At 34.0% G+C, this 12379-nt stretch carries 12 protein-coding genes; 10 read left to right on the top strand and 2 right to left on the bottom strand.

What is annotated here, in order from left to right:
• Positions 1-109: 109 nt before the first annotated feature.
• The 10 genes from D9842_RS12660 (at position 110) to phoU (ending at position 11408) form a co-directional block, all read left to right on the top strand.
• Positions 110-1741, top strand: coding sequence for a Na/Pi cotransporter family protein (locus tag D9842_RS12660; protein ID WP_180320427.1), 1632 nt, complete (start codon positions 110-112; stop codon positions 1739-1741).
• A 210-nt stretch (positions 1742-1951) separates the two neighbouring features.
• Positions 1952-3748 carry a methyl-accepting chemotaxis protein gene (locus D9842_RS12655; protein ID WP_257536039.1) on the top strand — a complete coding sequence of 599 codons (1797 nt, stop codon included), beginning with the start codon at positions 1952-1954 and terminating at the stop codon, positions 3746-3748.
• Positions 3749-3923: 175 nt separating this feature from the next.
• Positions 3924-4409, top strand: coding sequence for a DUF456 domain-containing protein (locus D9842_RS12650; protein WP_121662849.1), 486 nt, complete (start codon positions 3924-3926; stop codon positions 4407-4409).
• 152 nt (positions 4410-4561) lie between these two features.
• Positions 4562-5170 carry a superoxide dismutase SodA gene (sodA, locus tag D9842_RS12645; RefSeq protein ID WP_121662848.1) on the top strand — a complete coding sequence of 203 codons (609 nt, stop codon included), beginning with the start codon at positions 4562-4564 and terminating at the stop codon, positions 5168-5170.
• 155 nt (positions 5171-5325) lie between these two features.
• Positions 5326-6615 carry an MFS transporter gene (locus tag D9842_RS12640; protein ID WP_121662847.1) on the top strand — a complete coding sequence of 430 codons (1290 nt, stop codon included), beginning with the start codon at positions 5326-5328 and terminating at the stop codon, positions 6613-6615.
• A gap of 220 nt (positions 6616-6835) precedes the next feature.
• Positions 6836-7825, top strand: a complete 990-nt coding sequence (locus D9842_RS12635) for a PstS family phosphate ABC transporter substrate-binding protein (protein WP_121662846.1) — start codon at positions 6836-6838, stop codon at positions 7823-7825.
• A gap of 166 nt (positions 7826-7991) precedes the next feature.
• Complete coding sequence (gene pstC / locus D9842_RS12630; protein WP_121665055.1) at positions 7992-8897, top strand: phosphate ABC transporter permease subunit PstC; 906 nt, start codon at positions 7992-7994, stop codon at positions 8895-8897.
• A gap of 1 nt (position 8898) precedes the next feature.
• A complete protein-coding gene (gene pstA, locus D9842_RS12625; RefSeq protein ID WP_098799553.1) occupies positions 8899-9783 on the top strand; it encodes a phosphate ABC transporter permease PstA in 885 nt (294 codons plus the stop codon).
• A 22-nt stretch (positions 9784-9805) separates the two neighbouring features.
• A complete protein-coding gene (gene pstB / locus D9842_RS12620) occupies positions 9806-10633 on the top strand; it encodes a phosphate ABC transporter ATP-binding protein PstB (protein WP_121662845.1) in 828 nt (275 codons plus the stop codon).
• A 115-nt stretch (positions 10634-10748) separates the two neighbouring features.
• Complete coding sequence (phoU, locus tag D9842_RS12615; RefSeq protein WP_121662844.1) at positions 10749-11408, top strand: phosphate signaling complex protein PhoU; 660 nt, start codon at positions 10749-10751, stop codon at positions 11406-11408.
• A 43-nt stretch (positions 11409-11451) separates the two neighbouring features.
• On the opposite strand, the gene D9842_RS12610 is transcribed toward phoU, so the two are convergent.
• Together D9842_RS12610 and D9842_RS12605 are read right to left on the bottom strand one after the other, a co-directional pair.
• The gene (locus D9842_RS12610) at positions 11452-11967 is read right to left on the bottom strand and encodes an endolytic transglycosylase MltG (protein ID WP_121662843.1); all 516 of its coding nucleotides are present in this window, start codon (positions 11965-11967) and stop codon (positions 11452-11454) included.
• On the bottom strand, positions 11964-12323 hold the full coding sequence (locus D9842_RS12605) for a hypothetical protein (RefSeq protein ID WP_121662842.1): 360 nt from the start codon (positions 12321-12323) through the stop codon (positions 11964-11966). Before D9842_RS12605 ends, D9842_RS12610 begins: the two co-directional genes overlap by 4 nt.
• Positions 12324-12379: the final 56 nt, after the last annotated feature.

The following is a 12379-nucleotide window of genomic DNA, read 5'->3' as shown; positions in this document are numbered from 1 at the left end:
TTTTGTAAATATTTTAGAAAAACATCTTTACAATAAAATAGAATATCGTTAATAATTGTAAGGGTTGTAGATGTTTGTCGACAAAAGACGAAATGAGGAGTTGGAAATTTTGGAACTGGATATCCAGAAGATGATATTTGAATTCATTGGTGGATTTGGGATATTTCTATTTGGAATTAAATATATGGGAGATGGTCTGCAACGCTCCGCTGGTGACAAATTAAGAGATATTTTGGATAAGTTTACGACAAACCCCTTAATGGGTGTTTTAGCTGGAATTATAGTAACAGTATTAATTCAATCAAGTAGTGGAACAACAGTTATTACTGTTGGTTTAGTTAGTGCTGGGTTTATGTCACTTAGACAAGCTATTGGTGTTATTATGGGGGCTAATATAGGAACCACTGTTACAGCATTTATTATTGGAATTAAGATTTCTGATTATGCCTTACCTATTATTGCTGTAGGAGCAATCCTTTTATTCTTCTTTAAAAATAAAAGAATACATAACATCGGTCAAATTGTGTTCGGCTTTGGAGCACTATTCTTTGGTTTAGAATTAATGGGTGACGGAATGAAGCCGTTGAGATCTTTAGAGGCCTTTCATGATTTAACTGTAAGTATGAGCTCTAATCCTCTGCTAGGTGTGTTAGTAGGTACTATCTTTACAGTTATTGTCCAAAGTTCAAGCGCGACAATTGGAATTTTGCAGGAGCTATTTGGTCAAGGTCTATTAGATATTAAGGCAGCTTTACCGGTTCTTTTTGGTGATAATATTGGTACAACAATTACGGCTGTATTAGCTTCTATTGGAGCTTCTGTTGCTGCAAGAAGAGCTGCTTTAACACATGTTATTTTTAATTTGATTGGGACGACGATTTTTTTAATTTTCTTACCACTATTTACGGTTTTTATGCAATTTTTACAAGCGAAATTAAATCTCAACCCTGAAATGACCATTGCATTTGCACATGGAACATTTAACTTTTCTAACACGATTATTCAATTACCTCTAATTGGTGTCTTAGCCTGGATTGTTACAAAATTAATTCCTGGTGAAGATTCAGTTATAGAATATAAAGCAAAACATCTTGACCCAATTTTTATTGAACAATCATCTTCTATTGCCTTAGGACAAGCTAAAGAAGAAGTACTTCGAATGGGGAAATTTGCAACTGTTGGCTTAGAAGCAGCTAGGGATTATCAAATGTCCTTCTCTCAAAAAAATGCGGATACTGCTTTGCAACTAGAGGATGCTATAAACAATTTAGATCGAAAAATAACTGACTATTTAATTCTGATTTCAAGAAGTGAGATGTCGACAGCTGAATCAGAAGAGCACAGTATGCTAATGGATACAGTCAGAGATATTGAACGTATCGGAGATCACTTTGAAAATGTAGTGGAATTGGTAGGCTATCAAATAACAAATAAAGTGAAACTTACGGATTCAGCAAAGCAGGATCTTCAAGAAATGTTTGACTTAACAATTCAAACATTAATAGATGCAATAGCAGCTTTAGACGATAAAGACACATCTTTAGCATCTAAGGTTCTAAGGTCAGAAGAGCAAATTGATAAAATGGAAAGAACTCTTCGTAAAAAACATATATTACGTATTAATGAAGGAAGCTGTACAGGTTCTGCTGGTATTGTATTTGTTGACATTATTAGCAACTTAGAACGAATTGGTGATCATTCAGTTAACATCGCAGAAGCTGTTTTAGGTTACAGAGATTAATCTATTCACATAAAAATAAAATCTGTACACCACTGCTAAAAGTAGCAGTGGTGTTTTTTATATATTTATTTCCATTAATCTAGCAAAATTGGTGGATCTTTCTTGAAAAATAAGAAGAAGGTCTTATTGACGTGAATTTCAATCTTAACACTAGCTTAATATTTCGATGGTATAATTAGTCGAAATTACACGAGATATGGGGGGCTCGACTTGGGATTGAAATGGGCGAACTACATAAAAAAGACACCAATATATAAGCTGAAGCTTAACTCGAAAAAGCTTACAAAGAGCAAGAAAACAGAAAAGGATAAGCTACCAGAAGACAATTCAGTTATAAATAAAGTTTTTTCAAAATTCAGCTTAAAAAATCGTTTATTGTTTTTATTTAGTTTCTTATTGATTGTTTCTATTAATATAGTAGGAATTAGTTCTTACCTAAAGGCAAAGGATACAACCATTGAGACGATTGAAAACCGGATAAGTCGTGAATCAGAGGTTATGGCGTATGTTGCTAAAAACTTAAAGTTCTTATATGTAAGTGATAACCTATATTTTATGCAACAATTAGAAATAAGTATACGTGATCAGCAACGACAGTTAGAATCAGACGGAATCCAATCGGATATATTTTATTATTCAGAGGATGAAATTAAACCTTTTAAAATAAGTAATAAAGCGAGCATCTCTTTTACTGAGTCTTTTAAAGAAAAAATAGCAAATGGAAAAAACGCTGTTTTTCATCAAACAATTGATGAAAAAGACTATACAATTTCTGTTATAAAAGTGCCAGAGATTAATGGAAAGACGTTTCTTGTGGTCCCTACTGAATCTTATTTAGGTCCAGTAAACGAGATGGCACAATTTATGATTATTGTAATGGCTGTTAGCATAATTATTTCAACTATCCTTTTAATTATGTTTGTAAGAACTCTAACAAAGCCATTAAATGAGCTTCAAAATGTTATGACAGAGGTGCGTGAGGGAGATCTAAATAAAAAAGCCTTAATTAATACAACCATTCCTGAGCTTCAATCTCTCAAAATGAGTTTTAATATGATGATTGAACAGATGAGAGTCGTGATAAATGAAATTAATGAAACAACAACGGAGCTAGAAAATACCGGGGAAAATCTGAGCCATTCCTCAGAATATGCCCTCTCTTATAGCCGTCAGCTAATTGAAGCCATTAATGTCGTAAAACAAGGTGCAGAACAAACTGCAAGTAGCTCTGAAAGTAGTGTAAATGGCTTTCAATCAATGAAACATAGAATTGAACTTTTAATTTCTGGGATGGACACAGTTTTTCAGAGCTCCGAAGATATGAATTTATCCGCAAAGCGAGGAGAAAAGAACAACACATATTTAATCAACACCATCCATAGCTTTGAACAGGATTTTGAGCACATGACGTCAACGATTCAGCAAGTAAAGAATCATTCCTCTTCAATTACTAATCTTGTAGGTTTAATCAAAGGTGTCGCCGACCAAACAAAATTATTAGCTCTCAATGCTACGATAGAGGCGGCAAGGGCAGGAGAAGCAGGAAAAGGTTTTGCTGTTGTTGCCAATGAGGTACGTAAGCTAGCAGAACAATCCTCATTGGCAACTGTAGACATCTCAAAATCGATTGCTGAAATGGAAGATGTAACGATTCGAGCTACAAAAGAATTCGATGATATGCTTATGAAAATTAAACGAAACTTGGAAACAGCAAATTCTTCAAAAGCATCTTTTGATGAATTAATGGTTGAAATTGAGACGGTGAGTAAGCGACTTCAAGGAATGCAAGGAGAACTTCAAGGCTTAAAATCAGTTCTCCCAGACCTAGAAGAAGGCACGTTAAGCTTTGCGTCAATTTCACAAGAAACCCTTGCAAGTTCAGAACAGATGCTTTCAACTAGTGGTGATCAAATACAGCAGATGGAGAGCACACATGAAATTGGTTTACAATTAAAAGGCTTATCCAATTCGTTGTCCAGTATTTCGAAACAATTTAACGTGAACTAAAAAAGACAGATTGTCTAAACACTCATATTTAGACAATCTGTCTTTTAATTTTAATAGTGCTGTTCTGTCGGAGGTTGTTTATCTAACTTAATCATATATTATTAGAAAGAGTACATGAATACTTTAATAAAAGAAGTCCGTATTAGCCACCATTTACTTTAAGGAGGGTTCTTTTATGCAAATAATCTATTGGTCCGTTATTAGTTTATTGTTTGTCGTTTCCTTTATTGGACTTATCTATCCAATTATCCCTAGTGTTCTTTTTATTGTTGCGGGATTTTTACTATATGGATGGTTCTTTGAATTTACTGAATTAACATGGTTATTTTGGATGATACAGGGATTCTTTATTGCTTTACTATTTGGAGCGGATTATTTAGCAAATCTGTTAGGGGTAAAAAAATTTGGTGGTAGTAAAGCAGCTATTTGGGGAAGTACGATTGGTCTTTTAGTTGGACCTTTTATTGTTCCGTTTATAGGTGTAATAATAGGGCCTTTTATAGGTGCTGTATTTGCAGAGCTATTATTTCATAAAAAGGAATTTAAATTAGCTATAAAGTCAGGTGTAGGATCTTTATTAGGATTTATTTCAGGTGTGTTTGCAAAAGGATTCATTCAATTAATGATGATCGCGTATTTTCTATTTCAGGTTTTAAGATAGACTCTTCTATTGTATATAATTTACTACTTGTGAGAAAACTGTTAAGTGTTTGAATGCTTTTCAATTGAAAGTACAGGGCAATTTTGGTAACCTTAAACTTGAAGAGCTTACACAGGCTTTTAACACGTACATATATTAAGGAGGAACAAAAAATGGCTTACGAATTACCACAATTACCTTATGCGTATGATGCACTAGAACCACATATTGACAAAGAAACAATGAACATTCATCACACAAAACACCACAACACTTACATTACAAATGTAAATGCTGCTTTAGAAGGAAATGCGGATTTAGCAGGAAAAAGTGTTGAAGAATTAGTTTCTAATCTTGACGCTGTACCTGAAGCTATTCGCCCAGCAGTATGTAATAATGGTGGTGGACATGCAAACCACAGTCTATTCTGGACAATCTTATCTCCAAATGGTGGCGGTGAGCCGGCTGGTGAGCTTGGTGAAGCAATTAATGCTAAATTTAGTAGCTACGACAGCTTTAAAGAAGAGTTTGCTAAAGCGGCAACAACTCGTTTCGGTTCAGGTTGGGCTTGGTTAGTTGTAAACAATGGTGAATTAGAAGTAACAAGCACTCCAAACCAAGACTCTCCTTTAATGGAAGGAAAAACACCAATCCTTGGTTTAGATGTTTGGGAGCATGCTTATTACCTAAACTACCAAAACCGCCGTCCAGATTACATCGCTTCTTTCTGGAACGTAGTAAACTGGGATGAAGTTTCTAAGCGTTTCAGCGCTGCGAAATAATAAGAAAAAGAATAAAGATAACGTGAAGGGCTAACATACTTGTTAGTCCTTTTTTGTATGGTTTATACCTCACAACGTACTAATTACAAGATATATACATAACTACAAACCGATAAGACAAACTATGTACTAGAAGTTGAAGGGGAGTAGTTTTTATGTCAAAAATGAAGAAAATTATTGGTGATGTAGATGTAAGTAAAGATTTAATTTTATTATTAGTGATAGGCGGATTATATTCCCTAAGTATTGCACTTTCTAATACGTTTGTGAACGTTTACTTATGGAAACAGTCCGGAAAATTTATTGATTTAGCCATTTACAATTTATCAATTGTAGTGATGCAGCCTTTAACCTTTATCTTTGCAGGAAGGCTTGCTAAAAAGGTAGATCGAGTAATTGTATTAAGGCTAGGTGTTATTTTTTTAGCTGTATTCTTCTTAAGCGTCCTTATGATCGGAGGATCTGCTGCGAAATTTCTTATCCTATTAGGCGGTACATTAGGGATAGGGTATGGTTTCTACTGGCTTGCGTTTAACGTTTTAACATTTGAGATTACTGAACCTGAAACAAGAGATTTCTTTAATGGATTTTTAGGTGTGATGAACTCTACAGCTGGAATGGTTGGTCCTATAGTTGCTGGTTTTGTCATCTCTAGGCTTAAAAACTTTACTGGATATACGACAATCTTTACAATTTCTCTCTTATTATTCTCAGGCGCTGTAGTACTGAGCTTTTTTTTAAAGAGAAGAAAAGCCGAAGGAGATTTTATTTTAAAACGAATTTTTCATGAAAGAAAGAATAATAAAAATTGGCGACATGTTACAAGAGCACATTTTTTTCAAGGCTTAAGGGAAGGAACCTTCGCTTTTGTAATTGGTGTTTTCGTCTTTATTACAACAGGTAGTGAATTAGCGTTAGGGACTTTCGGTTTAGTCAATTCAGGTGTAGCTTTTATTGGTTATTATCTTGCATCAAGAGTGATAAAGAAAAATAAGCGTAAACGTTTCATTTTAATAGGTGGGACTTTACTTTATCTCTCAATTTATTTAATTTTGTTTGATTTGACTTATCAAAAGCTACTTATATATGCTGCCCTCATTGCTATTGGGTATCCGATGTTACTCGTTCCGTATATGTCATTAACATTTGATGTGATTGGAAAGGCGTGGAGCGCTGCAAAAGCGAGAATAGAGTACATTGTGGTAAAAGAGATTTTTCTAAACGCAGGAAGAATTGTGTCAATACTAGGGTTTATCATTGCTATTTCTTTCTTTGATGAAAAACAAAGTATTCCGGTTTTACTTGCCATTATTGGAGCGGGCCATTTCGTTATATACTTTTTTGTAAAAAATGTTCAACTAGAAGAAAGCGAAGAAAGTATAGAGCAAACAAGTCGAAAACCAGTTTTAAAGAACAATCTTGTTGATGGTGATAGTAGTGGGTAAATTTGGCTCGTAATACTATGTATGTAACAATTTCCTTTGTATAAAAATAAAAATTGAATAATGTTCTAATACACCTTATACCCATCTTTACGCAAAATATGACAAACTCCATCACAAATTTACAAAACCTTTACATTAAGTTAAAACGTTATTAATACTAGAGCGTTATTCTATTACTCGTAGGACAAAACAAAAAACACTCTTTAGGGGGAATTTGGCAATGAAAAGCTTTAAAAACCTAGCATTACTTATCGTAATGGGAATCTTAGTTGTATTCGCAGCTGCTTGTGGTGGCGGAGAAACTGCAGAAGAAACTAACACTGGTAACGGAGAAGCTACTGAAGAAGAAGCAACTTTAGAAGGTAGCGTTGTAATTGATGGTTCTGGTACTGTATATCCTTTCATGGCAAGAATGGCTGAAAACTATATGGGTGAAAATGAAGAAGTTTCTGTTGAAGTAAGTCGTGCGGGTACTTCTGCTGGTTTTGAAAAGTTTCTTGTAGCTGAAAACGGAACTGATTTTAATGATGCATCTCGTCATATTAAAGAAGAAGAAACAGCTAAAGCTGAAGAGCTTGGTATTGAAGTTAAAGAATTTCAAGTTGCTCTTGATGGTTTAACATTTGTTATCAATAAAGAAAATGATTGGGCAAAAGAAATGACTCAAGAAGATGTTGTTAAAATCTTCCTTGCTGAAGGTGGAGTAACTAAATGGTCTGATATTAATCCAGAATGGCCAGCTGAAGAAATCAAGCCTATGGGTCCTAACGAAAACCATGGTACTAACGAGTTCATGTTTGAAACGATCATGGAAGAAAAAGATTTCGTTGATAGTGTTAACTTACAACAAGAATATTCTACTCTTGTAGATCTTGTTTCAAAAGATAAAAATGCAATTGCATTCTTTGGATACGGATACTACGAGAGCAATAAAGATAAATTAAACGCAGTTTCTGTTGACTTTGGTAAAGGTCCAATTGCTCCAAGTTTAGATACAATTGGTTTAGATGATGAAGCTGGGTATAAGGCATTTACTCGTCCAGTATTCACATACTTAAATGTTGATATGGCAAAAGAAAAGCCACAAGTTCTTGATTATGCAATCTACACTATGGAAAATGCTCAAGATGTAGCTGCAGAAACTGGATTTGCTCCATTGAAAGATGAAGTAATTCAAGAATCAATTAGCTACTTAGAAGGATTAAAATAATCATCCTCGAAAGTTTTCCTAACTGTATGAAGATGAGAAGTTTAGCTTCTCATCTTCTTATGTATTTTCTTCTATTAAAACTATCTACAATAAAATTTCACCTTACATAATATGTGGAGGATGGAAGGGGTTTTCGATCTTGGATAATAAAGAAAGCATCCGTGACATGATTGAAAAAAAGAGAAGCACGACAAATTTAACTTCAGTCACAGAAAAGTTCATGCCTAAATTTTTATTAGCAATTGCAACAATATCAATACTAACAACTATTGGTATAGTTGTTACTCTACTAACTGAAACAATTAACTTTTTTAGAGATGTTTCATTTTTAGACTTTTATACAGGAACAATTTTAAAACCATTAGGTGATGAGGCAGTATTTGGAGTACTTCCATTATTAATGGGTACACTCTATTCAACAATTATCGCCATGATAGTGGCTATTCCAGTTGGTTTAATGGCAGCTGTATTCTTGAGTGAATATGCTTCAGATAAAGTGCGCAGAATTCTAAAGCCTATATTAGAAATTCTTGCAGGTATTCCTACGATCGTATATGGTTTTTTTGCTTACACCTTTGTAACACCCTTATTAAGGTCTTTTATACCAGCCTTAGAACCAACAAATATTTTAAGCCCTGGTATAGTAATGGGTATTATGATCATTCCAATGGTAGCATCACTTTCTGAAGATGCAATGAGTTCTGTGCCAAACTCAATGAGAGAAGGTGCTCTTGCCCTTGGTTCAACCAAACTTGAGGTAACTTGGAAAGTCGTCATTCCAGCTGCTATATCTGGTATTATTGCCTCGTTTGTATTAGGAATTTCTCGTGCGATTGGTGAAACGATGATCGTCGCAATTGCAAGTGGAAGTAACAAGAACTTTACCTTTGATCTTACACAATCCATGCAGACAATGACTGCTTACATCGTTGAAGTAACTGGTGGGGAAGCTCCTGCAGGTTCAACTATTTATTACAGTTTATACGCTGTTGCTATGACATTATTTGTTTTTACTCTTATAATGAACCTAGTTGCTCAGTATATTTCTCGTAAATATAGGGAGGAATATTAAGATGAAATATGTAGATGTTGAACAGGTACAGAAAAAAATGGGATCGCGATTGTTTGCGAATAACCTTGCGAACGTTGTTTTTCTATTAGCGACTCTATTTGGATTAGTCGTATTATTAACATTAATCTATCGAGTATATTCAGATAGTATTGGATGGATTGACTTTCAATTTATTACGAATAAACTTTCAACAGATGCAGAACGTGCAGGTATTATGGGTGCGATCATGGGTACTTTATGGTTAATGGTCGTTGTTGCACCTGTTACAATGTTTTTAGGAGTAGGTACTGCAATCTACCTAGAGGAATATGCAAAAAACGGGAAATTAAAATCTATTATTCAAACTAATATTTCTAACTTAGCTGGTGTTCCATCCGTCGTATTCGGTATATTAGGTTTGACTGTATTTGTACGTAGCTTTGGATTAGGGAATATTGTTCTTGCTGGTGGTTTGACAATGTCTTTATTAGTACTTCCAATTGTTGTTGTTGCAAGTCAAGAAGCTATTCGGGCTGTTCCACAATACCTTAGAGAAGCTTCTTATGGAATGGGAGCTACTAAATGGCAAACAATAAAAAATATTGTTTTACCGGCAGCCATTCCAGGGGTGTTAACTGGTCTAATACTTTCTCTCTCTAGAGCAATAGGTGAAACAGCACCTCTAGTTGTTATAGGTATTCCGGCATTGTTAATTCCACTTCCAGATGGAATTTTTGATAAATTTACAATTTTACCTATGCAAATATATTATTGGACTGTTGACTCTGCACTTGTTGCTGAGTATGCAAACCTTGCTGCAGCTACAATCGTTATACTCTTAATCGTATTATTCTTAATGAATTCAATTGCAATCATTATTAGAAATAAGTTTCAAAATAGATTTTAATTTCTTGGGGGGTTTTTAAACTATGGCAGTTTTATCTGATAGTGAAAAGAAAAATGTAACGACTATTGAAAGATCAGAGAAGTCAGTGGATAAAAAGAGCGTTGTATATGATACAAAAGATTTAAATTTATGGTACGGTGGAGATCATGCATTAAAGAACATTAACCTTTCTATTCATGAAAATGAAGTAACGGCAATCATTGGACCTTCTGGTTGTGGAAAATCGACATTTATTAAAACATTAAACAGAATGGTTGAATTAATACCTGTTGTTCGTATATCAGGAGATATCAGATATAGAGAAAAAAGTATCCTTGATAAGAGTTATAAGGTTGAAGATTTAAGAACAAGAGTTGGTATGGTTTTCCAAAAGCCTAATCCATTTCCTAAATCAATTTATGATAACATCGCTTACGGACCTAGAATTCATGGTATAAAAGATAAACGTATTTTAGATGAAATTGTTGAGAGAAGTTTACGTGGAGCTGCAATTTGGTCTGAAGTTAAGGATCGATTAAAAGAAAATGCATATGGTCTTTCTGGGGGACAGCAACAGCGTTTATGTATTGCTCGTTGCTTAGCAATTGAGCCTGATGTTATCTTAATGGATGAACCAACTTCAGCGCTTGATCCGATATCAACTCTTAAGGTAGAGGAATTAATTCAAGATTTAAAGAAAGATTATAGCATTATCATTGTAACTCACAACATGCAACAAGCTGCTCGTATTTCAGATAAAACAGCGTTCTTCTTAAACGGAGAAGTTGTAGAATTTGATGCAACGGATAAAATCTTTTCAAATCCTGTTGATAAGAGAACTGAGGATTATATTACAGGTCGATTCGGTTAATAAAAAAGTCGTGCATTTCCAAAAGTGCACGACTTTTTTTCCATAAACTTATCTTAGTTTTATAAAGCATTATTTTGGGGAATATATAACTGTATTTACATAGGAGGTAAACATTATGAGTATCAGAGAAAGATTCGAGATCGATTTAAAAAACTTAAGAGATAAATTAATTGAAATAGGAAGTGTTACTGAAATTGCACTTAACAAGTCAATTGATGCGTTAGAAAAACAAAATATTGATGAAGCTCTTCAAATTATTGAGGATGATTATAGAGTGGACGACCTTGATGAAGAAATTAACGATTTAGCGATCCTTTTAATTGCTAAACAACAGCCTGTTGCAACAGATTTAAGAAGAGTTATTGTTGCAATTAAAATTTCAAGTGATATTGAAAGAATGGCTGATTTTGCAGTAAACATAGCTAAGTCAACAATTAGAATCGGTGATGAACCTCTTGTTAAACCAATTAAACATATTAGAAAGATGCACGAAATTGCTACAAAAATGCTTTCGTTATCGATAAAGGCTTTTAATGAAGAAGACCTTGTTTTAGCAAAAGAAGTGGCTGATATGGACGATCAGGTGGATGAATTATATGGAGAAACAATTCGAGATATATTGGATCTCATGTCATCTAAAAAAGACAGCTATCAGCAACTTACTCAGCTTATGTTCATTTGTCGATATATTGAAAGAACAGCAGATCATGCAACAAATATTTCTGAGAGTATTATGTACTTGATTAAAGGACAGAGATACGATTTGAATTCATAAGTAAAAAAAACAGCTAAGAATAAGAAATCTTAGCTGTTTTACTTTACCTAGTAATCGCTTCTGCAAGTTGCTGGAACGTCATTCCTTTTTGGACTTCAAACGTACCAAGCTGGACTCTTGTATGAAAGTTGTTTTTGATTAAAAATTGATCAAATTCAAAAGATGAGGCGATTATGGCATTTTGTTCAAGAAGATCAGAAACTTCACTAGTTGTCATGCCTTCTTTAATCGTAATATTATACTTTATTACTTCTTCTTTCTTTTCTTCAGCTTCCTTAGGTTGTTCAGTTTCTTTAGCCGTTTCAGTTTGTTGTTGATTTTGAGAGTCCTCTTGTACTACTTCAACTTTTTTAAGTGCTAAAAGCTCTTCATACTCTTCAGATGTGATGGAAACTTGTCCATTACTTTTAAGAAACTGGTTGACTTGTTTTTCTGTTACTTCTTTTTGCTCACTATCAGCAGTTGCAGATTGATGATCTGAAAGAAGATAGGTTCCGCCAAGAACAGAAGTTGCAACAATCATGCCTGCTGCAAAAGCTTGAAAGCCTAATTTACTCATGTTAATGCCCTCTCATTCTGTTCCACAATTGTGCGAATTTCTTCTACAGAAGAAGCTTCTGATAAAGCGATAGCTTCAAGTGACATACCTTGGCGATACTTTGCTAATATACGTTTAGGGTTTGCGCCCTCATCCTCTTGATATTGTTTTGCTTGTTCCTTTAAAGGAACATCATTTTGTAATAATTCTTCTTCTACAATGCGCATTTTCTTTTTCAATTTATAAATCTCTTGCATGGCAGATAATTGTAAATGGTCTAATTCTTGTTCTAGTTCTTTAACATTGTCACGTTGGAAAAAAGATAATCCAATTAAAGCAATGCTTATAATAAATAAAATAATAATCACAATTGTCATCATTTTCACCTTCTTTGATTATTTCCCTTTACCTTTATATCATAATTTGCCATTGT

The sequence above is a fragment of the Metabacillus litoralis genome (genome assembly GCF_003667825.1).
GTDB lineage: Bacteria > Bacillota > Bacilli > Bacillales > Bacillaceae > Metabacillus > Metabacillus litoralis_B.
Note: the sequence above shows the minus strand (reverse complement) of the source record. Positions and strands in the feature narration are given on the sequence as shown.

Coding starts and splice junctions, on each gene's coding strand:
- sodA (WP_121662848.1), top strand. CDS start 4,562: ATGGCTTACGAATTACCACAATTACCTTATGCGTATGATGCACTAGAA.
- D9842_RS12650 (WP_121662849.1), top strand. CDS start 3,924: ATGCAAATAATCTATTGGTCCGTTATTAGTTTATTGTTTGTCGTTTCC.
- pstC (WP_121665055.1), top strand. CDS start 7,992: ATGATTGAAAAAAAGAGAAGCACGACAAATTTAACTTCAGTCACAGAA.
- D9842_RS12635 (WP_121662846.1), top strand. CDS start 6,836: ATGAAAAGCTTTAAAAACCTAGCATTACTTATCGTAATGGGAATCTTA.
- D9842_RS12610 (WP_121662843.1), bottom strand. CDS start 11,967: ATGAGTAAATTAGGCTTTCAAGCTTTTGCAGCAGGCATGATTGTTGCA.
- pstB (WP_121662845.1), top strand. CDS start 9,806: ATGGCAGTTTTATCTGATAGTGAAAAGAAAAATGTAACGACTATTGAA.
- D9842_RS12605 (WP_121662842.1), bottom strand. CDS start 12,323: ATGACAATTGTGATTATTATTTTATTTATTATAAGCATTGCTTTAATT.
- D9842_RS12640 (WP_121662847.1), top strand. CDS start 5,326: ATGTCAAAAATGAAGAAAATTATTGGTGATGTAGATGTAAGTAAAGAT.
- pstA (WP_098799553.1), top strand. CDS start 8,899: ATGAAATATGTAGATGTTGAACAGGTACAGAAAAAAATGGGATCGCGA.
- phoU (WP_121662844.1), top strand. CDS start 10,749: ATGAGTATCAGAGAAAGATTCGAGATCGATTTAAAAAACTTAAGAGAT.